Source organism: Spirosoma terrae, assembly GCF_010435915.1.
In the GTDB taxonomy this organism is placed as follows: Bacteria; Bacteroidota; Bacteroidia; order Cytophagales; family Spirosomataceae; genus Spirosoma; species Spirosoma terrae.
On sequence record NZ_JAAFZH010000013.1, the window covers coordinates 55,396 to 79,810 of the forward strand.

Genomic DNA, 24,415 nt, shown 5'->3' on the forward strand with positions numbered 1-24,415 from the left:
ATCGGTGAATCAACCTCTTGAAAACATTTCATCGAAATCATGCAGCATCGTTTCCTCCTGCCCATCTTATTTTCATTACTCACACTCTTCGCAAAAGCACAGCCCTACGATCTCGTCATAAAAAACGGCCGTGTGGTCGATGGTACCGGTAATCCGTGGATGTACGCGGATGTCGCCATTCAAAACGGACATATTGTCCGCATTGGTACTATACAGCCAACTGATGCGAAACGGATCATTGATGCCTCCGGGCTTATTGTGGCACCGGGCTTTATTGACGTACATGCGCATGTAGAGGGTAGTCTGGAAGCTCAACCCGAAGCGCCAAATTTTATTTACGACGGCGTTACAACTGTCATTACGGGGAATTGTGGCGGGTCGAGTTCTAATCTCCGCGCCTATTTCGATTCACTACGTCATTTGGGTGTTTCTGTCAATGTTGGGTCACTGATTGGTCATAACACGGTTCGCATGAAGGTTATGAAAATGGCTTTCCGCGAGCCTACCTCCCGTGAACAGGCCGACATGGAAACCCTGGTCGAGCAAGCCATGAAAGACGGAGCCGTTGGTCTATCGACCGGACTGATTTATACGCCGGGCACGTATGCCAAAACAACGGAAGTCGTTAATCTGGCTAAAACAGCCTCGCGCTACGGGGGCGTTTATGCCTCACACATACGTAACGAAGGCGCTAACGTGAAGCAGGCCGTTCAGGAAGCGATTCAGATCAGTCGGGAAGCCAGGATTCCGGTAGAAATTTCGCACTTTAAAGTAGCCAGCAAACCAATCTGGGGAAAAAGTACTGAGACGATTGAGCTGGTTGAGGCTGCCCGCCGGGAAGGGCTCGACGTAACGGTCGACCAGTATCCTTACACAGCGTCCAGTACGTCGCTGGAAAGCATCATCCCCTCCTGGGCGTTAGCTGATGGCGACTCAGCCGTCTTAGCCCGTTTTCATGATCAGACCACCCGCGCTAAAATTAAGGCCGAAATGCTGGACGGCTTGAAAAAGAATCTACGTACCAACTTCGAGTATGCCGTTGTGGCCAGTTATAAAACCGACACTACGTTCAATGGCATGAGTATCAGCAAAATCAACCAGAAATTAGGCCGAAAAAATACGGCAGCAACGGAAGCGGATTTGATTATGGATCTGATGGAACAGGCAAAACTCCGACGTATCCAGATGATCTACCACACGATGTCAGAAACGGATGTAGAAAACATTCTCCGCTATCCTAACACCATGATTGCTTCCGACGCTGGCGTAGCCAAACTCGGCTCAGGCATGCCGCATCCACGCGCCTACGGCACAAACGCCCGTGTGCTGGGCCGCTACGTCCGCGATCGTCATGTTATCCCTCTCGAAGAAGCCATCCGACGCATGACTTCGTTGCCGGCTCAACGCTTTCGTCTGGCCGACCGGGGTTTGCTACGTCCGGGTTATGCCGCTGACATAGTGCTCTTTGATGAAAAAACGGTTAGCGACCAGGCAACTTATGAACAACCACATGCCTATACAACTGGTATTTCGTGGGTACTCGTCAATGGAACCACTGTCGTTGAAAACAATAAGCACACGGGCCAGCGGCCGGGGCAGGTGCTGCTGGGAGCGGGATCTGCACACTAAGTATAAGCTGCTGATTGTGGGGCGTATTTTCCCACCAATCATCTACATAATACATCCTATACCATACATCATTACGCATTCACTAAAACTTTTGCCCTCTATTTCGTTACTTTGCTCCCGGTTTGCCAATTGGCCTAACGACTTGGTAGTCATAGCCGAAAAAATTGGCTTTTTCGTTGTTAACCCTTCTTATTCTCTGCGATGAGTACCATCCAAAGCATTCATGCCCGGCAGATTCTGGATTCACGAGGCAATCCTACGGTCGAAGTAGACGTTCGTACTGAAAATGGTTTTCTGGGCCGCGCGGCCGTTCCATCAGGCGCATCTACCGGCTCTCATGAAGCCGTTGAACTCCGTGACGACGATCCGAAAGTATATGTCGGCAAAGGCGTATTGAAAGCAGTTTCGAACGTTAATGATCTGATTTTCCCTGAATTAGTTGGTGCTTCTGTGTATGATCAGAGCATGATTGACAAAATCATGCTGGAACTCGACGGCACGCCCAACAAAGGTCGTTTAGGCGCAAACGCTATTCTGGGCGTATCGCTGGCAGTAGCCAAAGCAGCCGCTCAGGAAGCTGGCCTGCCTCTGTATCGGTACATCGGTGGCGTAAACGCGAACACGCTGCCTGTTCCTATGATGAACATCCTAAACGGAGGTTCTCACGCTGACAACTCCATCGACTTCCAGGAGTTCATGGTTATGCCAGCCAATGCACCGAGCTTCTCTGAAGCGCTACGTTGGGGTACCGAGATTTTCCATACGCTGAAAAAAGTACTGAAAGGTATGGGCCTCGCTACCAACGTTGGTGATGAAGGTGGTTTTGCCCCAAACATCAAATCGAACGAAGAAGCGATCCAAACCATTCTTCAGGCTATTGAAAAGGCTGGCTACCGCCCAGGTGAGGATGTCTGGATTGCGATGGACGCTGCTTCTTCTGAATTCTACAATGCCGAAGAAGGCGTTTATCACTTCAAAAAATCGACTGGCGACAAGCTGACCTCGTCAGAAATGGCTGGTTACTGGAAAGAGTGGGTTAACAAATATCCTATTCTGTCGATTGAAGATGGTATGGCCGAAGACGATTGGGCAGGCTGGAAAGCGCAAACCGATCTGTTGAAAGACAACAAAACCCAACTGGTTGGCGACGACCTCTTCGTAACGAACGTAACCCGTCTGCAACAAGGTATCGATGCTGGCATCGCTAACGCCGTTCTGGTAAAAGTGAACCAGATTGGTTCGTTGACCGAAACGATCGACACGGTTAATCTGGCGAAACGGAATTCGTACAAAAACGTGATGTCGCACCGTTCGGGCGAAACCGAAGATGCTACCATTGCGGATCTGGCTGTAGCGTTGAACACGGGTCAAATCAAAACCGGTTCAGCTTCGCGTTCAGACCGGATGGCAAAATACAACCAATTGCTTCGTATTGAAGAAGAATTGGGCGAAATAGCTTACTTCCCAGGACTGAAGTTCTAACTGAAAATGCTCCATGAAGAGAGAGGTTTCACTCTTCATGGAGCATTATTGATTTCGCCCTATGAAAAACCGCATTCTCTCCTATCTCGGCAACTTTTATGTCGCTACTGGCCTTTTTATGCTGGGCTGGATGACCTTAGTGGATGCCAATGACCTGATAACCCAGTTCGATAATTGGATTAAGCTGCGCGAGTTGGAAAAAGAAGCGGCCATTTATCAGCAGCAAATCAAAGAAGTTCAGGTAGAACGGAAAGAAGTATTAGGTACCGACCGTTTACGGGAAAAGCTGGCTCGTGAGAAATATTTGATGAAAAAGCCTACCGAGGATATATTCGTCATCGTCGATGAGTCGAACGAACCTTTAGAAAAATAACCCGAAACAGGGATTATCTCCTGGCTTCTGGCTCATTTTCCCTATCCTATGATAAACGTTCTTTTTGTCTGTTATGGCAATATCTGCCGTTCGCCAGTAGCAGAAGGAGTCTTTCGTCAGTTAGTACAGGAAGAAGGCTTACAGAACGAAATAACCTGTGATTCAGCCGGAACAGCCTCGTTCCACATTGGTCAGCTCCCCGACCGACGAACACGTGAAAACGCCCTCGATCATGGGCTAACCCTCACCCACCGCGCCCGGCGCATGATTGGTGAAGACCTGGCTCTGTTCGACTACTTTGTCGCTATGGACGAGCAGAATCTGGAAGCCATCGAGAAATTAAACTACCGTAGCACCGGCCTATATTCGACCGATACGATTTTCTTACTGCGCGAATTCGACCCCGACGTTAACGACGAACCGAACGTACCCGACCCTTACTACGAGGGTCCCGAGGTTTTCGAAGAAGTTTATCAGATTGCACTACGTTGTTGCCGTCAATTACTTACGTACTTAATCCAGCAGCATAAGCTTACTATTACTACTTGAGTGACGACACCTGTTCCGTTTCGCTTTACACTCAATCGCTCTTTCAGTCTATGAATAAAAAAGTAATTCTCATTATCCTTGATGGCTGGGGCATTCCCTTACGGCCAGAAGTATCGGCTATTGAAGCAGCCAATACACCCTTTATCAATTCCCTGTATTCCCGATATTCGAATAGCAAGCTGGAAGCCTCAGGATTGGCCGTTGGTCTACCCGCTGGACAGATGGGTAACTCGGAAGTAGGCCATATGAATCTGGGAGCGGGACGTATCGTTTACCAGGATCTGGTTAAGGTTAACAAAGCGGTTGACGAACACACTCTCGATAATGAACCCGTTTTGGTCGATGCGTTGAACTACGCCAAAACCGTTGGTAAGAAAGTTCATTTCATTGGTCTGGTTTCCGACGGTGGCGTTCACGCGCATATCGATCACGTAAAAGGTCTGCTATCCATCGCGCATAACCAGGGACTGACGGACGTATTCGTCCATGCCTTTACCGATGGGCGCGACACAGACCCGAAAGGCGGCATTGCCTACCTGACCGATTTACAGGCCCATATGGCCGCGACAACGGGCCAGATTGCCAGTGTGGTCGGTCGTTATTACGCGATGGATCGCGACAATCGCTGGGAACGCGTTAAAGTAGCCTATGACGCTATGGTTCATGGCACAGGCGAAAAAGTGGCTGCCAATGACGTAACGAAAGCACTTCAGGCTTCTTATGATGCTAACGTAACCGACGAATTTGTTAAGCCTATCATCGTAGCGAACGCCGAAGGATCACCCGTAGCGGTTATTGAAGAAGGTGACGTAGTGCTCTGCTTTAATTTCCGTACCGACCGTGGCCGCGAAATTACGCAAGCCCTAACCCAAAAAGATTTCCCGGAGCAAGGCATGAAAAAACTGGCTCTGGACTACATCACGATGACGAACTACGACAGTGAGTTTGTTGGGGTAAAAGTCATTTTTGATAAGGACAATCTGGAAAAAACACTGGGTGAAGTGATTGCCGATGCCGGTCGGACGCAGATTCGTATTGCCGAAACCGAGAAATATCCGCACGTTACGTTCTTTTTTTCAGGGGGCCGGGAAGAGCCATTTGCTGGCGAGAAACGTCTTTTATGTCCATCACCGAAGGAAATGACCATTTACGATGAAGTTGGCAACCCAACAGTAATTCCGGTTAAAACCTACGACCAGAAACCTGAAATGGCGGCTTTCGACATTCGCGATGCCATTATTCCTGAATTGGAGAACGAAGAAACCGATTTCATCTGTCTGAATTTCGCCAACACCGACATGGTTGGGCATACGGGTGTGTTCGAAGCTGTTATAAAAGCGGCCGAAACCGCTGATGCCTGTGCGCAGGCAGTTACCGAAGCCGCCCTGGCGCATGGCTATACAGCCATTATCATTGCCGACCACGGTAATGCAGAATTCATGGTTAATGAAGACGGTTCTCCGAATACGGCTCATACCACGAACCTGGTTCCTTGTATCCTGGTCGATAACGATTATCGCCCAACACTGAACAACGGAAAACTAGCAGATATTGCTCCAACGATTCTGCATCTGATGGGAATTCCGCAACCAGCAGTCATGACCGGTGAAAGTTTAATTCAGGCGTAATGATTGCCTGAATTACATACAAACAAAAAAACCTGCCGAGCGGCAGGTTTTTTTGTTTGTATGCTCTGGCTTACATTTCCAGAAGCAGACGAGCCGGATCTTCCAGGATTTGTTTCACCCGCACCAGGAAGCTCACAGATTCTTTACCATCGATAATACGGTGATCGTACGACAACGCTACGTACATAATTGGCCGTACAACAATTTCGCCATTAACGACCACAGGACGCTCAACAATGTTGTGCATACCCAAAATAGCCGACTGTGGCGCATTGATGATCGGTGTCGACAGCATTGACCCGAAGATACCACCATTCGTTATGGTGAACGTACCGCCCGTCATTTGGTCGATCGTCAATTTGTTATCCCGAGCCAGTCCAGCCAGCCGTATAATTTCCTTCTCAATCTGAGCAAAACTCATTTGATCGGCATTCCGAATCACAGGAACAACTAGACCACGCTCTGTCGACACCGCAATCGATACGTCACAGAAATCGTTGTAGACGATGCTATCGCCATCGATCTGCGCGTTAACGGCTGGAAAATCTTTCAGAGCGACAGAAACTGCCTTGGTGAAGAACGACATAAAGCCAAGCCCGACGCCGTGTTTCTCCTTGAATTTATCTTTGTATTTAGCCCGCAGATCCATAACCGGCTTCATGTCTACCTCATTGAAGGTAGTCAGCATCGCCGTTTCATTTTTAACCGCTACTAATCGACGAGCGATTGTCCGACGTAGCGAGGTCATTTTCTCACGACGCTGCCCACGCTCACCGGCTGCAACTGGCGCTGGAGCTGTCGGTGCAGGTTTCGACTCTGCGGGTTTTGCTTGTGGGGCTGCCGCTGGCTGAGCAGGGGCAGGCGATGCATTCAATGCATCTTCTTTCGTGATTCGACCACCAACACCTGTACCCTGAACCTGTTGAGCCGTTACTCCTTTTTCGTCCAGAATTTTAGCTGCTGCTGGCGATGGATAATGAGCAGCGTATCCATTTTGGCCATTCCCTAATGCTTCAGCTGACGGAGCTGGTGCCGCAGGTTGCGCTGGTGCAGGCTGTGGAGAAGAAGCTGGCTGCGCCGAAGCACTACCGGTTTCGATTTTAGCAATTAACGCACCAATTGGCAACGTTTCGCCCGCCTGTGCCACAATTCGAAGTGTACCAGCGGCTTCGGCTGGCAGTTCGAACGTAGCTTTATCTGATTCAAGTTCGCACAGGACTTCATCCAGGGCAACCTGATCGCCATCTTTCTTACTCCAGGAAGCAATCGTTACTTCCGTAACGGATTCGCCTACAGCCGGAACTTTCATTTCTATCACTTTACCTCCTTCAGCGGCAGGGGCTGCTTCTGGCTGAGGAGCGGGGGCAGGCTCAGCAGCGGCAGGGGCTTTTGCTGGCGCTGGAGTGGGAGCAGCAGTTGGAGCAGAACCACTGTTATCTATAGTGCAAATGCTAGCCCCAATCGGCAGCACGTCGCCCTCCTGCGCCAGAATATGCAGAATTCCGTCTGCTTCGGCCGTTAACTCAAATGTAGCTTTATCGGAGTCGAGTCCACAAAGAACCTCGTCCATTTTCACTTGGTCACCTTCCTTTTTGTACCAGGTGCCAACAGTAACTTCGGTAATGGATTCCCCTACTGGAGGGATTTTCATGTCAACGGCCATTTTTTTTCAGTTTTCAGTTTTCGGTCTTCAGTTTTCAGTTTGACGCTTTCAAGATGTGCAGAAAACGATAAACCGAAAACTGAAAACGATATACTGTATTTTTATTCAAACGCTCTGCGAACAATATCGGCTTGCTCCTGAGTATGTATTTTCGGGTAACCGGTGGCAGGTGACGCTGCCGCTTTCCGCGAAATTATTGGCAAGATATAACCTACACGTAGCAAATAGGTCCAGTAACCCATATTTTCCGGCTCTTCCTGCACCCAGAACACCTCCGCTTTCTTGTATTGACCCAATATAGCATCTAGCTGCTTTTTAGGCAGTGGCGCAATCTGCTCGAGACGTACAATCGCTACGTCGTCGCGCTGGTCGGCCTGTTGTTTATCGAGCAGGTCATAATAGATCTTGCCCGTACACAACAGTACGCGTTTTACTTTCTTCGGTTGTGCATACGTATCGCCAATCACTTCCTGGAAGCTTCCTTTTGTCAGATCTTCCAATGGAGAAACACACTTCGGATGACGAAGCAATGATTTGGGCGACATTACCACCAGCGGCTTCCGGAACTGCCACGCCAATTGACGACGTAGTATATGGAAGATATTGGCTGGTGTTGTTACGTTAGCCACAACCATGTTGTATTCTGCATACAACTGCAAATACCGCTCAGGACGAGCATTGGAGTGCTCTGGTCCCTGGCCTTCGTAGCCGTGTGGCAGCAACAACGTAACACCATTCTCAATGCCCCATTTCGATTCAGCAGCTGCAATAAACTGGTCGATAATCAGCTGTGCTCCATTCGAGAAATCCCCAAACTGAGCTTCCCAAATCACCAGCGCGTGTGGCGTAGCCATTGCATAACCATACTCAAAACCCAGTACGCCATATTCTGACAGCAATGAGTTATAGATCTGGAACTTCTGCTGTCCATCCTGAATATAATCCAGCGATGAATAGGATTCGTTCGTAACGGAATCGTGTAATACGGCATGACGGTGCGAGAAGGTTCCGCGCTGTACATCCTGACCACTTAACCGAACCGGCTTACCTTCCACCAGCAACGATCCATAGGCCAGCAATTCGGCGGTACCCCAGTTCACGATCTTCGTATCGGTGAGCATTGTCTGCCGATCTTTCAGCAGTTTCTCAATTTGCTTGATTGGTTTAAAGCCTTCCGGAATTTTCACCAGCGCCTGTCCAACGGTATTCAATACGTCGGCCGACACGCCCGTTTCAGGCGACTGATCAAAATCGGCAGGCTCACTATACCGTAGTTCGGCCCAATCGAGGTCTAAGCGTAACGGTTTGTAGGGAATTTCAGCCTTCTGCTTCACCCGGTCCAGGCGATCCTGCAGTTGCTGTTTAAACTCCGTATCCATACGCGTAGCCAGTTCGGCATCTACATCGCCCCGTTTGATCAGCAGTTCTTTATAGATTTCCCGTGGGTTAGCATGCTTATCGATAATGTTGTACATGGTTGGCTGCGTGAACTTAGGCTCATCGGACTCATTGTGTCCGTAGCGACGGTAGCAAACCATATCAATAAATACATCGCGATTGAATTTCTCGCGGAATTCAACGGCTAGTTTGGCGCAGAAAATAACCGCTTCTGGATTATCGCCATTAACGTGGAAAATAGGCGCATCAACGATTTTTGCTACGTCTGAGCAATAGATCGACGAACGGGCATCTTCAAAATCGGTGGTGAACCCAATCTGGTTGTTGATCACAAAATGAACCGTACCGCCCGTCTGATAACCAGGCAGTTTCGCCATCTGCGTTACTTCATATACAATTCCCTGACCCGCTACGGCCGCATCGCCGTGAATCAGAATTGGCATAATTTTCTTAAAATCGCCTTTGTATTCTTCATCAGCCTGCGCCCGAACGAACCCTTCAACAACCGGGTTTACCGCTTCAAGGTGCGACGGGTTTGGGGCCAGTTTCACACTGATCTGTTTTCCCGATTTGGTTTCGATCAGACTTGAATAGCCTAGGTGATATTTAACGTCACCATCGCCATGAACCTGGTTAGGTACGTTTCCTTCGAAACCATCAAAAATAGATTCGTACGACTTGCCCAGAATGTTGGCCAGTACGTTCAGACGGCCACGGTGAGCCATACCGATCATAACTTCCTCAACACCCATATCGGCTGACTGACTGATAATGGTATCCAGTGCCGGAATGGTTGTTTCGCCACCTTCCAGCGAGAACCGCTTCTGACCCAGGTATTTTGTAGCCAGGAAGTTCTCAAAAACAGTAGCTTCGTTTAATTTCTCAAGAATCCGCTTTTTCTCGTCCAGTGCAGGAGAAAAAACCAGAGCCTCTTTTTCTATTTTGTTCCGAAGCCAGTTTTTCACATCCAGCTCCCGGATATACATATATTCGAAACCGATATCGCCAGCGTAAATTTTACGTAGCGAGTCCATAATAACCCGTAACGTAGCGGGCCCAATGCCCAGCAGTTTACCCGACTCAAATACGGTGTCCATATCCGCTTCCGACAAAGCGTAGTCAGGCAGGTCAACACGTGGCTGACGGTCTTTACGGGGTTTCAGCGGGTTAGTCTTGGCCAACAGGTGACCACGAGACCGATAGGCTTTAATCAGGCTGGCTACCGAAACCTCTTTTTCAGCGTGACTGGCATCTACGGGTTTAGTCGCTGTCTGACCATTCGTCGTAGCACCATTACTTTTGCCGTTAGGCTCATCTTCACCGTAGGCTAATGAAAACTCGTAACCTTTAAAAAATTGTTGCCAGCTTGCGTCAACTGATTGAGGGTCTTGCCTATAAGACTGATAAAGTTGATCTACGTAAGCCGCGTCGGAGTTGGCTATATATGAATACTGATCCATGACGGGGGCGCGTCGTTGTTTTGACCCGCAAAGGTAACGTATCGGTCAAATAGTTGACCGCAAATTTTTGTATTTTTATTATACTACTTTGTTGGCAACGACGCCCTTAACTTTATAACAGTCAAAATACAGATTTAGTTGACTAAACTTTGTCCCTTATTGACGCCTACTATTGGACATTTCTAATACAAACAAGGGCCGTGTTACCTGTTTATTTTCTTTCCTGACATAATTCGATCAGGACGCTGTTGGTACTTTTCGGATGCAGGAAACAGACAAGTTTATTATCTGCACCTAGTTTGGGAATTTCGTTCAGCACTGTAAAACCGTCCTCTTTTAATCGATTTATTTCTGATACGATATCGTCTACTTCAAAGGCTATATGATGAACCCCTTCGCCTTTTTTTTCCAGAAATTTGGCGATCGGGCTGTCGGGATTCGTTGCTTCGAGAAGCTCAATCTTCGTCTGGTTCACCCGAAAAAAGGACGTAGTAACCCCTTCCGACGCCACTGTTTCTGACTTATAGGGCTGAACATTAAGCAGTTTCGAAAACAGTTCATTGGATATCTGAATATCGCGGACGGCAATTCCTATATGTTCGACATTAGTTAGCATAAATGATACGTAGTTTGGGCTGTTTCGGTCAATAAGAACTTTTCTGACCGACCGAAAGTTAATAGATCAGCATTAAATACGATTCCATTACGACTATGGTTACTGTCTCAGATATCGCCAAAAATAAGATTGTTGAACTGCGGCAAAAAGATGGCCTCACAGACGATTACGCTATTCGGGTAGGTGTACAGGGTGGCGGCTGTTCAGGCTTGATGTATGATCTGCAATTCGATGCAAAACAAGAACCAACCGACCATGTCGTTGAAGATAAAGGCATTAAAATTCTGGTAGACCGTAAGAGCCTGCTCTATCTGGCTGGTACCGAACTTGATTTTTCGGACGGACTGAATGGCAAAGGCTTCCAGTTTAAAAACCCAAACGCAAGTCGTACCTGCGGTTGTGGCGAAAGCTTTGCGGTTTAACAAGAAAATCTAGTTCAACAAAAAGGGGGCTTTGCAATAAAGCCCCCTTTTTGTTGATTAAATGTGGAGTTATCAAAATCCAAAATACCGTTCAGCATTACGGTAACAGATATCCTGCACAATCTGACCGATCCAGTCGATATCGTTGGGCAGCTCTCCATTGTCAATATCATTACCGAACAGGTTGCAAAGGATGCGTCGGAAGTATTCGTGACGGCTATACGACACAAAACTTCGGGAGTCGGTCAGCATACCCACAAAAGCACTCAGCAAGCCCATGTTTGACAAGGCGTTAATCTGCTTCTCCATTCCATCTTTCTGGTCCAGAAACCACCAGCCGGAACCAAACTGAACTTTACCCCGTACTGATCCATCATTGAAATTCCCGATCATGGTAGCCATGACTTCGTTATCGGCAGGATTCAGATTGTAGAGTATAGTTTTGGCGAGTTGATTCCGATTATCCAAACCACCCAGAAAACGGGATAAAGCTACAGCCTGTGGAAAATCACCAATACTATCCCAACCCGTATCCGGACCTAGCTCACGGAGTCGGCGCACATTGTTGTTACGTAGCGCGCCGAGGTGAAACTGCTGTGTCCAGCCTTTTTCATGATCCCACTCCGCAAACTGAACCAGCATGAACGACTTAAATTTCAGGCTGTTTTTCCGGTCAATAGGCGTTCCCCGTAACAGATGATCAAATATTAACTGTACTTCCCCGTCTGTATACGGCTCCGCATAGACGGTTTCAAGCCCATGATCAGACAGACGGCAGCCCATTTCCGCAAAATAATCGTGACGAGACTTAAGCGCAGCCAGATAATCGGCCAACGTACGAATATCGCGGTTCGTTACTTCAGCCACTCTCTGAACGTACACCCGAAAGGCTTCCGAATCATCAACCGCCATTGCCTTATCGGGGCGGAATGTAGGCAGGACTTTTATACTGAAGTTATCGGTTGCAATAGCCTTGTGATACTCTAAAGAATCAGTCGGATCATCGGTTGTGCACACGACCCGAACGTCGAAGTGCTGCAGTAAAGCTCTGGTCGACAAGCCAGGTAACTGTTCGTTACACGTATCGTACACCGACCGGGCGGTAGTAGGGTTTAGAATATCAGTTATCCCGAATGGATTCTTTAATTCCAGATGTGACCAGTGATAGAGTGGATTACGAACGGTATAGGGTACCGTTTCAGCCCATTTCTCGAACTTTTCCCAATCCGATGCATCGCCAGTGCAATAACGCTCATTGATTCCGTGCGTACGCATGGCCCGCCATTTATAATGGTCGCCATACAACCAGAGCTGCGTCATATTCTCAAATCGCTTGTCAGCTGCAATCTGATCGGGCGGCAAATGACAGTGATAATCGATGATAGGCATGACCTTAGCATAGTCATGATAAAGCCGACGTGCGGCTTCAGTCTGGAGCAGAAAATCGTCGGAAAGAAAAGCGGGTTGCAAAAGGTATGTATCCATACGGTTAGAAGCAGAAACAGGGCAAATTCTCCCGGTTTAATACGTTTATTTTTTATGGCAAACAGAAGACGCTACGTTGTTGATAGCAATAACAATCCTCAACTTAACAAACCCACCATCAGGCCACGTAGCTCGGCCAGGCCACGTAGTCGACCAATGGCTGTGTAGCCCGGATTTGTTCGTTTCCCCGACGTCAGATCGTCGAGCATTCGATGGCCGTGGTCAGGCCGGAAAGGCATTCGTAAATCAGTACGTCCTTCTTCCTCTCTTCGTTTCCGTTCGTTCAGTAACGCTCTCATAACACCTGCCATTGGTACGTTGCCCTCCAGATGGTTGGCTTCCTGAAAACTTCCGTCGACGTAACGCTCGGTGCTTCGAAGATGAATAAAATGAATTTTCGAGCCCAGACGCTCCACCATGCCAACCAGATCGTTGTCGGCCCGTACCCCGTATGAGCCTGTACAGAAGCAAATGCCATTGGCAGGCGAATCGGTAGCGGCCAGCAACGCACGGGCATCAGCTTCGGTACTAACGACGCGGGGCAAACCCAGAATTGGGTACGGGGGATCATCAGGATGGATAGACAATCGAACGCCAGCCGATTCGGCTACGGGGACAATTTCCCGAAGAAATGCGTATAAATTTTGCCGAAGCTCGCGGTCGCTAATGTCTTTATAAGCGTCCAGTGCATCCCGAAAACGCTCAACCGTGTAACTCTCTTCCGACCCTGGCAATCCGGCAATGATGGTACGGGTTAGGCGTTTTACCTGTGCATCAGTCATCGAATCAAGCTTCGTACGGGCCTTTAACTTTTGTTCGTCGTTGTACAGATAGCCGGCACCCGGGCGCTGCAGAATATATAACTCAAAGGCTGCGAACTCCGTAGCATCAAAACGCAGACCAGTCGACCCGTCGGGCATCGGGTAATCCAGATCGGTACGAGTCCAGTCGAGCACGGGCATAAAGTTGTAACAGACCGTATCGATGCCCGCCTGAGCCAGATTAACAATCGACTCCTTATAGTTCTCTATATATCGTTTGAAATCGCCGGATCGGGTTTTGATACCTTCATGAACAGGTATACTTTCGACTACTGACCAGCTTAAGCCCACATGCTCTATTTCCGTCTTTCGCTTCTGAATTTCCTCGGTCGACCAGACTTCCCCATTCGGAATGTGATGCAGGGCAGTTACGATACCGGTTGCCCCCGCCTGTTGTACATCAGTAAGCGATACCGGATCGTTTGGTCCGAACCATCGCCAGGTTTGTTCAAGCATGATAGATGTTAGTAGTTTTAAAATGAGTAGTCAGCCAAAGGCTTATGTACTCGCCAATAATCGAACGTGAATTTGGGTAAAAAAGCAGCTAGACCTACTTTTCTCCCTAAATAGGTATCATTTGTTTTGCAAACACTGACAACACCTGGTCGTTTCCGATGGCGGATTGTGGCTCTTTTATTTCTGGCGACAACCATAAATTACGTTGATCGGCAAGTACTTTCTTTTGCGATGACAGACGATGTCTTCCGGAAAGACATGCTTGATTTACCTATCGATCAGGAACTTACGAAAGAAGCCATTGATCGGTTCAAAATCCTGTATGGCGACGTAGATGCAGCGTTCAAGTTTGCGTATGCCATCGGTTTTTTGCTGGTTGGGTGGCTAATCGATCGGATTGGCACAAAACGAGGATTTGCCCTGGGCATCGTTGTCTGGAGCGTAGCAGCTACGCTAACAGCCTTTGTACAAACGATTGGAGGCTTACGTATAACCCGTGCTTTGCTTGGTCTAGGCGAATCGGCCAACTTTCCGTCGGCCATTAAAACGATCTCAGAATGGTTTCCCCGCCATGAGCGCTCATTTGCCAATGGACTTTTTAACGCTGGTACGAATGTTGGCATCATCGTTACGGCCCTGGCTATACCGCATCTCATTTTGCACCTTGGCTGGCAAAGTTCATTCCTGTTCACGGGTCTGCTGAGTTTTATGCTGCTGGGCCTATGGTGGTTTACCTATACCAAACCAGAACGTAACGCCAACCTATCGGCCGATGAGCTGGCGTATATACGGAGCGATCAGGAACAACAACCCCCTCTCCGGCCATCCTGGGGGCAATTACTAGGGTTCAAGCAAACATGGGCCTTTGCGGTTGGCAAATTCATGGCCGACCCCATCTGGTGGTTCTACATGACCTGGCTACCGGATTTTTTCAACTCCAATGATGCCCTGGACCAGAAACTGGATCTGAAAGGCTTCGGTATTCCCTTTCTGATTATATACGTAGTGTCCGATGCCGGAAGCATCTTCTTCGGATGGCTCAGTACTCAGTTTATGAATCTGGGCTGGTCGGCTAACCGCGCCCGAAAAACAACCATGCTTATCTGCGCTCTTTGCGTTGTTCCTATATTCTTTGCCGCTCAAACCGATAGCTTAACGGTTGCCATTGGCCTGATATCGCTGGCGACAGCTGCACATCAGGGCTGGTCGGCCAATATGTATACGTTTGCCTCTGACCTTTTTCCACGTAACGTAGTAGCTTCCGTAACCGGTATTGGCGGTATGTTCGGAGCTGTGGGCGGCATTTTACTCGCCTTGCTTTCAGGACGTATCATAACGGCTTTCGGGTATTTGCCCATGTTTATCGTGGCCAGTTGTACGTACTTACTGGCTCTGGCCATTATTCACTTAATTTTGCCCAGACTGGAGCCCGTAAAAGCGGAAGAATTAGAAAAAACAAAGCAATGGGGAGTATTAAGCCCCAAATAAGTACATCTTATTACGGACAGCATATGTCGATTTACCACTTTTCCCATTTACCCTCTGTTTCTAAATGAAAGTTGTCACGTTCGGCGAAGTCATGCTTCGGCTCAGCCCACCCGGTGTTGAACGCTTTGTACAAACCGATTCACTCGCGATGCACTTTGGCGGTACAGAAGCCAATGTAGCTGTCTCTCTGTCTCAATTAGGGTTAGATGCGAATCATGTTACCCGATTCCCAGACCACGCGCTGGGACGGTCTGCCGCCGGTTATTTACGAAAGTATGGCGTCAGCACACAATACATACAGTATGGAGACGGTCGATTAGGCTTGTATTTTCTGGAAACAGGCGCTGGTAGCCGGGCGAGTCAGATCATATATGACCGCGCCGATTCCGCATTTTCTCGGATTAAAGCCGACGAAATCGATTGGGAGACTGTTTTGCAGGATGCATCCTGGTTTCACTGGACCGGTATTACGCCCGCTCTTTCGCAGGGAGCAGCCGATTGTTTGCTGGCTGGTGTTCAGACGGCTAAAAAACTGGGTGTCCCTGTTTCGGGCGATATCGTTTACCGCAGTAATTTGTGGCAATACGGCCGAACACCGCAGGAAATCATGCCCGCTATCACCGAGTGTTGTACACTTGTTTTAGGCAATAAAGCCCTTTTCTCGGAACTATATGGTGCAGTTGGCAGTACTTTTCAGGAAGCGGGCCGCGCCATGATGCAGCGTTTTCCGACCATTAAATACGTTACCGATACCAAGCGAAACTCGTTAAGTGCGTCGCATAACCAGCTGTCGGCCAAACTTTTCAACGGCGAAACGATATTCAAATCGAGGGTTTACGACATCCAGCCTATCGTAGATCGAATTGGTACTGGCGATGCTTATATGGCGGGTTTGATATATGGGCTGCTGACCTTCTCCGATCCACAACGGGCAGTTGAGTTTGGGGTTGCGGCTTCGGCCTTGAAGCACACGATTCCGGGCGACGTTAATCTGGCGACCGTATCCGAAATTGAAACGTTAGAAGCAGGAGATAGCTCAGGAAAACTAAGACGATAAACTAATTAATGCACAGCCGCCACGTCTATACACCGGTGGGCTGCTAATGATACATAAAATGGCTCGTACTACCCGATTAGCATTATACCAAACCATACGTCAGGTTCCCCTGGTCCCGGTTTTTTATCATCCCGACGACGACATTTGCCTGGGCGTTGTAGCCGCTTGTTACCGGGCAGGTGTCAGAGCGTTTGAGTTCACCAACCGGGGCGATTTCGCGCACGAACGCTTTGCCAATCTCAGTCGCATATGTGCCAAAGAATTTCCTGGCCTTGCGCTGGGTGCCGGAACCATACTCGACGCGCCAACGGCTGCTCTTTATTTGCAACTCGGTGCTGATTTCATTGTCGGCCCTACGTTTAGTGAAGAAATTGCCCGCCTGTGCAATCGCCGTAAAGTAGCATACATGCCCGGTTGTGCTACGTTGACCGAAATCACCACCGCTCATGAATGGGGCGTTGAGATCGTGAAAGTATTCCCCGGCGAAGTGCTGGGACCCAGCTTCATCAAAAGCCTGAGCGGACCTCTACCATTTGCCAGCGCTATGGTAACTGGTGGCGTAGAGCCTAATCGGGAAAGCCTGTCGAAATGGTTCACTGCTGGCGCTGTAGCCGTAGGCATGGGCTCACAGCTTTTCCCAAAAGACGTATTGGCAAATCGTGCGTACAATAAAATAGAAGAAACAGTTAACGAAGTAGTGCGTATTATTGCCGAATTGTGAACAACTTCCGTTCATTAATACGTAATTATTAAGATTTCCCATACCAATGATCGCAGAGCAGCCTGCTACCCACTTAACTATGTCTAAATTAAACCGGTCGACGCATCCAGCTCCTACTTTTCCTGAAAAGATACTTCAGTTTGGCACAGGCGTCTTGCTACGTGGTCTGCCCGATTATCTGGTGCAACAAGCCAATGCGAAAGGCCACTTCAACGGCTCTATAGTGGTTGTCAAATCAACCGATGGTGATACGAATGAATTTTCTGACCAGGACAGCCTGTACACAGTAGCCGTTCAGGGCGTTCAGCAGGGAAAAAACGTGTCGGAAACCACGGTCGTTTCGGCTATCAGTCGTGTATTGGCGGCTCAAACCCAATGGAATGAGATTTTGGTGTTAGCCCGAAATCCTAAACTCCAGATTATTATTTCCAATACAACGGAAGTTGGTTTGAATTATACAGAAGAAAGCATTTTTCAACACCCGCCCCAGTCGTTCCCCGCTAAGCTAACGGCCTTTTTGTATGAGCGCTTCCGTAGTGTCGGCGGTTCCAAAGCCAAGGGGCTGGTTGTTATCCCGACCGAACTCGTTACGGATAATGGGCTCAAACTTCGCGAAGCCGTTGAAAAACTGGCTCAGTTTAATGAGTTGGGCAAACTATTCACGAAGTGGCTTAAATTCCACGTTCGTTTTTGCAATTCGCTGGTCGACAGAATCGTAACCCGCCCAGCTGATGAAACGAAGCAGGCTTTAGAGAAAGAACTGGGCTATGAAGACGACTTACTGACCGTTACGGAACCCTACCACCTCTGGGCGATCGAAGGCGACGACCGCGTTCGGCAAACGCTGGAGTTTGCGGGACCAGGCACTCCGCAAATCATCATCGACGAGGATATCAATTTCTATAAAGAGCGGAAGCTACGCGTACTGAACGGTACCCACACCCTCACCATGCCCTTGGGCTATCTGCTGGGGCTGGAAACGGTTGCCGACGAGATGCAGCACCCAACGATGAGTAAATTCGTTGAATCACTGATGCTGAACGAAATTGTCCCTACCGTTCCCGATTACGGCATTCCGGGTATGGACAAAGCCGATATTGTTCAGTTTGCGCACGACGTACTGGATCGGTTCCGAAATCCTTACCTCGATCACTTACTCCTGAATATTTCGCTACAGGAAACCGCTAAAATGCAGGCTCGTAACGTCGACACAATTCTGCGGTATTATGAACAGTTCAACAGCGTTCCGAAGCTGATTTCTCTCGGCTTTGCCGCTTACCTGCTGTTCATGAAAGCGATACGTCAGGAAGGTGGTCAGTTCTTTGGAGAGCTTTCGGTTGGTGACGGTATCGTTACGTATCCCATCCGCGATGAACGGGCTGGCTATTTCTACGGCGACTGGCAAACAGTAAAGGAAGACGACTACATGTCTGTTCTGGCATTCGTGAAGAGCGTTCTTTCGGACAAATCGCTCTGGCTGACCGACCTTACCGCATTGCCCGGATTCATGGATTCTGTAGCCGAAAACCTCGACGCACTCCTGAAATCAGGCGCAGAAAACGTCTTGTCTAAAGCTATAGCGTAACATCATACCTCCCACATAAAAGCTAGCCCCGCAATCAGGGCTAGCTTTTTATATGGGCTGGCGTGCCAGCAGCCTGTTTGAGATTAGCAGCCGATGCTACGTCCTCTATGCCTTACTTGGCAATCATGCTTAATAGCAGCTCAGGCTCATTAGTCGTGATAAAATCAGCCTTATGCTCCAGGAACCAGGCTAACGTGTCTTTGTCGTTCACTGTCCAGGCATTGACGGTCAGATTCCGCTGCTGCGCATCATTAATCCACCCTTCGTTTTTCTTCAGAACACTAAAGTGGTAATCCAGGCCATACAAATGATCTGCCGCCAGTTGCTCCGGCGATTTGTCGCCGTTCAGATAAGCTACTTTGGCATCAGGGTCTAGTGATTTTACTTTTTGGCAAACATCGTAGCTAAACGCAATATAATCGACCCAGGCTTGTGCTCTCAGCCGATGCACCATTGCCACAACACGCTCAGTCAAAGCCAGCGAACGCTCTTTTCCCAGCATTGACGTTTTGATTTCGAGAATCAGTTTCGTACGGTTTTGTTTGATTCCCTCTGTCAAATACGCTTCCAGAGTTGGCAACGATTCGCCGTTCGGTAGCTTAATTTTCGCCAGCTCAGCAGCCGTAGCTTTCTCGATCGATACGCCCTGAATGCTATGGTCGTGGTTCACAAACAATACGGAATCGGCCGACATATGTACGTCAAACTCACTGCCCATACAGCCTAATTTGATGGCGTTTTGCAAGGACGAAATCGAATTTTCGGTGGTTCCTGATTGTTTCCAGGCTCCTCTGTGCGCAATAACCTGATTACGGATAAACTCGTCTTTTACGATCCGGAACGTATCGCGAACACTACCGGCAGCTGTTTTCCCTTCTACCATCAGATCATACCAGGGAGCAGATGCTTTTGCCGCACTCGCTACGATAGACAGCTGATTATTTTTATCGAGCTTAAACGAAGAGGCATTGGGGCCTTGTAGTTTCAGGCCACGCACCGACGCTGGCACACGTAGCGTTCCGACTACGGGCTTGGCCGGTGAATACGTATAGTTCGATAATGAGAGAGTAGTTTGAGCCATCAACACAGAATGACCTAGGCAGGTTGTCAACAGCAAACCCGATAAAGCGATACGTAAATTAATCATAATGATACAGACATTCTCTACAAAGAAAGTGAGCAATCTCCACTTCATGTTACGACTGATCAGGAAGATTAGATTACTATTTTCCCGAACAACGTAACAGCTACGTAACAACACTACGTATTTTCAGGCAACCAGCTGGCGTTGATGGCTCATGGCTACCTTCCGGCAATTGTCGGCCGCCCAACGAGTCAGCCCCAGTGCCAGCACCAAGTGTCGTTCGCTCGGCTCATCGACTAGTTGTTGTACCGTCGGAATAAACGACGAGTCAGGCTTACCAGTCAGGTGACCTTTCAAGTAGCTCAGCATCGCTCGTTCAACCCGATGTAGTTTTTTATCGGCTTTGAGCTTTCGTTCTACCGATCGTAATTCGTACCGTAAATAATCCAGATTACCCAGATCGGTATGAATCATCAGATTCAACAAGCGGGCCTGATTATACCAGAGCTGGTTCTGTACAGCCCGACCAACTGTGATGCGATCATTCAGCACGGCATTCACTTGTTTTAGCGCAGCAGTCGGCTGACCCGCATCGCGGTAGGTGCGCGCTATGCTTAACCGAACCAACGCCATCACATTCGCTGGCAATCCGGGTAGTTCTCGTTCCAGCGAGGGAACAAACGTACGGACCAAAGCCAGTGCCTCCTCCGTTTTATTGACATCATTTAGCCAGGCCAGCCGATGCACCAATGTCAGGTAACGGGCCTGCAATGATAAGCCTTCGGGAAGGGTTGTCAATCCGGCCAGGCGCTCCAGGAAGTAAGCCATGTCATCGTACCGTAGCAAACCGCGCAGATCTGTTAATATGCCATCCAGCAGATGAATGTAGTAGATGGGCGTATCGGTCCATAAATCCTGGTGACGCTGAAACAGATCGTGCAGGTCGTAAAAAGCCTTCAGGCTTCCTCCGGCATCGTTAGTCATCAGAAAGTAAACCGACTGAAAGTGCAGATGAAGCCGCTGGGCCTCAAACGAGTTCTTCTGCTGATTCCGGGCCAATATCTGGTGCTCCTCCAGCAACAGATCATTCAGACGTGCCTGTTCGTCTACGCTACGTACCAGCCCATTTTTCCAGTACCTGTAGAGCAGGATTTCGTACAGGGTGGAGTGCTGATGGCTGGTTTGCTCCCGCTGCATAATGGTTTGCCACTGTTGTTGTTTACGTAATAGCTGGGTTTCGTCGAGTGTCGAAAACTGCGTACGTACCAACTGTTGTAATTCTAACCGGGTAGCCATGAGATAGTACAAATGCTTTTCACTACGTAGCGCCAGCTTCTTAATCTTATCGATTTGCTCAAAGCCCAGCTCCGTCAGACCTTTCGCGAATAGAATACGCGCATCCTGAATCAGCGATGCCAGTTTGTTCTCCGTCGTTTTCTCCGATTCATAGAGCCGCAGCGCTTTCATCAATACTCTGTATAGATGCTTACGAACAGGTTCTACTGTAAAGCCGGGAAACTGCTTTTCCAGCACCTCATACAGCGCGGCTCCGCCCTCTGCCTGGTTTTCCAGCAGCGTGAACAGGGTCAAATACGCCTTATCGCCTTCCTGCAAGCTGCAAACGAGTTTGAAATAGCGTTTTTCAGACTTCGTTAGCGTTTGTACCAGTGTATGGAGCTGATCGATTGAAAACATGGTTTAGGTAGGATTATCTGTTATGCACCGTTTTTTTGTCCCTATAAAAGCGGCTCTGCTACGTCGTAAGCCTTGTACTCAGCCAATCGCCCTGGTTTCATTGGCGGGTAGCCTTGTCTGATAAGGAAGCATCTTAGGGCTTGCAATATACTTTTTACAGGATAAATTTGTACGTACTCCTCAACTCTCTTTTCTCAAATGCCAAGCCAGATTCTAGTGATTGGTAGTTCAAATACCGATATGGTCGTGAAAGCCAATAAGTTACCCGCGCCGGGTGAAACGGTAATAGGAGGCACTTTTTTGATGAACCCTGGCGGCAAAGGGGCCAATCAGGCAGTGGCTGCAGCCCGGCTGGTCGATACGTCGGCGGGTGGCTCTGTTACGTTCGTCGCCAAAGTTGGCAATGATATTTTCGGTCGACAGGCGATTAGTGGTTTTGAACGCGAAGGGATCAATACGCAGTACGTACTGACCGACACCGACAATCCGTCGGGCGTGGCGCTCATCAACGTAGATGCGTCGGGAGAAAACTGCATAACGGTAGCGCCCGGCGCTAATGCCAATCTGCAACCTACCGAAACACAATCAGCCTTGCAGTCGGCTCCGCCAGATGCGTTCGTGTTGCTCCAGTTGGAAATTCCCCTGGCTACGGTGGAATACGTCATTCGGGAAGCGGCCCAGCGGGGCGTACGGGTCATTCTCAATCCGGCTCCCGCCCAAACATTACCTGACGACTTATTTCCCAATCTGTACCTGATTACCCCGAACGAAACCGAAGCCGAACTATTAACGGGCATTCGCGTAACCAACTTGGCTACCGCTGAGCAGGCAGCCCGGAAACTACGAGATATGGGCGTTTCTAACGTAGTGATTACGCTCGGCTCTAAAGGTGCTTATTTATATTCATCGGATAATCAGGGCCAGCTTATTGAGACAGCTCCCGTTAAGGCCATCGACACGACAGCCGCTGGCGATTGCTTCAATGGCGCGCTGACTGTGGCCTTATCGGAAAATCAAACGCTGCCCGATGCGGTTGCCTTCGCCTGTAAAGCCGCTTCTATTTCGGTTACTCGTATGGGCGCTCAGGCTTCCGTGCCCTATCGTCGTGAACTGGTATAATCATAAACCCATCCATTCCCCTTTTCCTTAGCCTGCTATTCTATGAAAAAGCTATTCCTCTCGGCCCTGGCCGTTACGTTCTTATCGGCAATGCCACCAGCTAGTCCACATCGACCCGCAACTCAGTCGATGACCTTATCGAAGCAAGCGCTTCAGAACAAGATAAAGGGCGGTTGGGCCGGCCAGTTGATCGGTTGTACGTTTGGAGGACCAACCGAGTTTCAGTACAACGGAACCATGCTGAACGATTATCAGCCTATTCCGTGGTACGACGGCTACATCAAGCATACCATGCTCAATAACCCAGGACTGTATGACGACATTTACATGGACCTGACATTTGTGGATGTATTTGAACGTAAAGGTCTTGACGCCCCCGTTGAGGAGCACGCCAACGCCTATGCCAATGCGGAGTATATGCTCTGGCATGCCAATCAGGCGGGTCGATACAACATTCTGAACGGCATGAAAGCCCCGCAGTCGGGCCATTGGCTTAATAACCCACACGCCGATGACATTGATTTTCAGATTGAAGCTGATTTCTCAGGGTTGATGGCGCCCGGCATGCCCAATACCGCCATTCAGATTGGCGATCCGATTGGACATATCATGAATTACGGCGACGGCTGGTATGGCGGAGCATACGTGGGGGCCATGTACTCATTGGCGTTTGTATCGACGGATATCAACTACATCGTTAAGGAAGCTCTGAAGACCATTCCAGCCCAGAGTACGTTCTACCAGTGCATTAACGACGTAATCAAATGGCACGCTCAGTATCCGAACGACTGGAAACGGAACTGGTTTGAGATTCAGCGCAAATGGTCCGACGAAGTAGGCTGCCCCGAAGGGGTCTTCCGCGCGTTCGATATTGATGCCAAAATAAACGCAGCGTATATTGTACTGGGGCTCCTCTACGGCGGTGGCGACTTCACCAAAACGCTCGAAATCAGCACTCGCGCCGGACAGGATTCCGATTGTAATCCCTCATCGGCGGGTGGAATCTTAGGCACCATGCTGGGTTACGACCGTATACCTGCCAACTGGAAACAGGGACTGAAAGAAGCGGAAGATATTGACTTCAAATACACCACCATGTCGTTGAATGATGTTTACGCCATGGGTATGAAACACGCCCTGCAGGTTATTGAACGTAACGGCGGCAAAATCAATGGCGACCAGGTTACGATTGCCGTTCAAACCCCTAAAGCAGTTCGCTTCGAACAGGCGTTCACCGGCCATCATCCCGTTCAGACGATCCACATACGCAAGAACCTGGAGAACGAATTTACGACTGATTTCGATGGTATCGGTTTCGTTATCCGGGGAGAAGCCAGGCCAAAGAACCGTATCAGTCGCGAGGCCGATAACTCATTCGTTTTCAACGCCGAACTCTACGTAGATGGGCAAAAAATCGAAACGGCTAAGCTGCCGACCGATTTTATCCACCGCCGGCACGAACTTTTCTGGAAATACCAGCTCCCCAAGGGTAAACACTCAATACGGGTAAAGCTGCTAAACCCTGATCCAGAACATATTGTCTCAATGACAGACCTGCTGGTTTACAGTGACCAACCGGTTAAATCAAAACTGTAATGAATCTGCAATAGTCGTGTAAATTTACCGGGAAACCGGACTAAAAAGGCAACCTCCGGAGGTTGCCTTTTTCCTTTTACTCTACTGA

At 48.9% G+C, this 24,415-nt stretch carries 19 protein-coding genes; 12 read left to right on the top strand and 7 right to left on the bottom strand.

Going from position 1 to position 24,415, the window contains the following annotated elements; translation table 11 throughout:
* Window positions 1-39 precede the first annotated feature (39 nt).
* The 5 genes from GK108_RS22990 to gpmI all read left to right on the top strand — a co-directional run bounded on the left by GK108_RS22990 (window position 40) and on the right by gpmI (window position 5,661).
* Entirely contained in the window at window positions 40-1,629 is a 1,590-nt protein-coding gene (locus GK108_RS22990; protein WP_163953567.1) for an N-acyl-D-amino-acid deacylase family protein, read from the top strand.
* 201 nt (window positions 1,630-1,830) lie between these two features.
* On the top strand, window positions 1,831-3,111 hold the full coding sequence (eno, locus tag GK108_RS22995) for a phosphopyruvate hydratase (RefSeq protein WP_163953569.1): 1,281 nt from the start codon (window positions 1,831-1,833) through the stop codon (window positions 3,109-3,111).
* A gap of 61 nt (window positions 3,112-3,172) precedes the next feature.
* The gene (locus tag GK108_RS23000) at window positions 3,173-3,484 is read left to right on the top strand and encodes a septum formation initiator family protein (RefSeq protein ID WP_163953571.1); all 312 of its coding nucleotides are present in this window, start codon (window positions 3,173-3,175) and stop codon (window positions 3,482-3,484) included.
* A gap of 48 nt (window positions 3,485-3,532) precedes the next feature.
* The gene (locus tag GK108_RS23005; RefSeq protein WP_163953573.1) at window positions 3,533-4,033 is read left to right on the top strand and encodes a low molecular weight protein-tyrosine-phosphatase; all 501 of its coding nucleotides are present in this window, start codon (window positions 3,533-3,535) and stop codon (window positions 4,031-4,033) included.
* A 50-nt stretch (window positions 4,034-4,083) separates the two neighbouring features.
* A complete protein-coding gene (gene gpmI, locus GK108_RS23010) occupies window positions 4,084-5,661 on the top strand; it encodes a 2,3-bisphosphoglycerate-independent phosphoglycerate mutase (protein WP_163953576.1) in 1,578 nt (525 codons plus the stop codon).
* A 70-nt stretch (window positions 5,662-5,731) separates the two neighbouring features.
* Here the strand turns inward: gpmI and odhB are convergent, their stop codons facing one another.
* The 3 genes from odhB to mce form a co-directional block, all read right to left on the bottom strand.
* Window positions 5,732-7,324 (bottom strand): 2-oxoglutarate dehydrogenase complex dihydrolipoyllysine-residue succinyltransferase, encoded by a 1,593-nt coding sequence (odhB, locus tag GK108_RS23015; RefSeq protein ID WP_163953578.1) that lies wholly within the window; start codon window positions 7,322-7,324, stop codon window positions 5,732-5,734.
* A gap of 101 nt (window positions 7,325-7,425) precedes the next feature.
* Window positions 7,426-10,182 (bottom strand): 2-oxoglutarate dehydrogenase E1 component, encoded by a 2,757-nt coding sequence (locus GK108_RS23020; protein ID WP_163953580.1) that lies wholly within the window; start codon window positions 10,180-10,182, stop codon window positions 7,426-7,428.
* Window positions 10,183-10,393: 211 nt separating this feature from the next.
* Window positions 10,394-10,798, bottom strand: a complete 405-nt coding sequence (gene mce / locus GK108_RS23025; RefSeq protein WP_163953582.1) for a methylmalonyl-CoA epimerase — start codon at window positions 10,796-10,798, stop codon at window positions 10,394-10,396.
* Window positions 10,799-10,893: 95 nt separating this feature from the next.
* On the opposite strand from mce, the gene GK108_RS23030 reads away from it, so the two are divergent.
* Complete coding sequence (locus GK108_RS23030) at window positions 10,894-11,220, top strand: HesB/IscA family protein (RefSeq protein WP_163953584.1); 327 nt, start codon at window positions 10,894-10,896, stop codon at window positions 11,218-11,220.
* A gap of 72 nt (window positions 11,221-11,292) precedes the next feature.
* Here the strand turns inward: GK108_RS23030 and uxaC are convergent, their stop codons facing one another.
* A complete protein-coding gene (gene uxaC / locus GK108_RS23035) occupies window positions 11,293-12,705 on the bottom strand; it encodes a glucuronate isomerase (protein WP_163953586.1) in 1,413 nt (470 codons plus the stop codon).
* Window positions 12,706-12,803: 98 nt separating this feature from the next.
* A complete protein-coding gene (gene uxuA, locus GK108_RS23040) occupies window positions 12,804-13,982 on the bottom strand; it encodes a mannonate dehydratase (RefSeq protein WP_163953588.1) in 1,179 nt (392 codons plus the stop codon).
* Window positions 13,983-14,108: 126 nt separating this feature from the next.
* Between uxuA and GK108_RS23045 the strand changes: the two genes are divergently transcribed.
* The 4 genes from GK108_RS23045 (at window position 14,109) to GK108_RS23060 (ending at window position 18,833) form a co-directional block, all read left to right on the top strand.
* Window positions 14,109-15,470, top strand: coding sequence for an MFS transporter (locus GK108_RS23045; protein WP_163953590.1), 1,362 nt, complete (start codon window positions 14,109-14,111; stop codon window positions 15,468-15,470).
* Window positions 15,471-15,534: 64 nt separating this feature from the next.
* On the top strand, window positions 15,535-16,527 hold the full coding sequence (locus GK108_RS23050; RefSeq protein ID WP_163953592.1) for a sugar kinase: 993 nt from the start codon (window positions 15,535-15,537) through the stop codon (window positions 16,525-16,527).
* Between the two features lie 58 nt (window positions 16,528-16,585).
* Complete coding sequence (locus GK108_RS23055; protein WP_163953594.1) at window positions 16,586-17,248, top strand: bifunctional 4-hydroxy-2-oxoglutarate aldolase/2-dehydro-3-deoxy-phosphogluconate aldolase; 663 nt, start codon at window positions 16,586-16,588, stop codon at window positions 17,246-17,248.
* 79 nt (window positions 17,249-17,327) lie between these two features.
* Window positions 17,328-18,833, top strand: a complete 1,506-nt coding sequence (locus tag GK108_RS23060; protein WP_163953596.1) for a tagaturonate reductase — start codon at window positions 17,328-17,330, stop codon at window positions 18,831-18,833.
* Window positions 18,834-18,945: 112 nt separating this feature from the next.
* Here the strand turns inward: GK108_RS23060 and GK108_RS23065 are convergent, their stop codons facing one another.
* Window positions 18,946-20,028, bottom strand: coding sequence for a glycerophosphodiester phosphodiesterase (locus GK108_RS23065; protein WP_246225103.1), 1,083 nt, complete (start codon window positions 20,026-20,028; stop codon window positions 18,946-18,948).
* A 75-nt stretch (window positions 20,029-20,103) separates the two neighbouring features.
* Window positions 20,104-21,612, bottom strand: coding sequence for a hypothetical protein (locus GK108_RS23070; RefSeq protein WP_163953598.1), 1,509 nt, complete (start codon window positions 21,610-21,612; stop codon window positions 20,104-20,106).
* A gap of 198 nt (window positions 21,613-21,810) precedes the next feature.
* On the opposite strand from GK108_RS23070, the gene rbsK reads away from it, so the two are divergent.
* Window positions 21,811-22,731 carry a ribokinase gene (gene rbsK, locus GK108_RS23075; protein ID WP_163953600.1) on the top strand — a complete coding sequence of 307 codons (921 nt, stop codon included), beginning with the start codon at window positions 21,811-21,813 and terminating at the stop codon, window positions 22,729-22,731.
* A 42-nt stretch (window positions 22,732-22,773) separates the two neighbouring features.
* Entirely contained in the window at window positions 22,774-24,327 is a 1,554-nt protein-coding gene (locus GK108_RS23080; RefSeq protein WP_163953603.1) for an ADP-ribosylglycohydrolase family protein, read from the top strand.
* Window positions 24,328-24,415 lie beyond the last annotated feature (88 nt).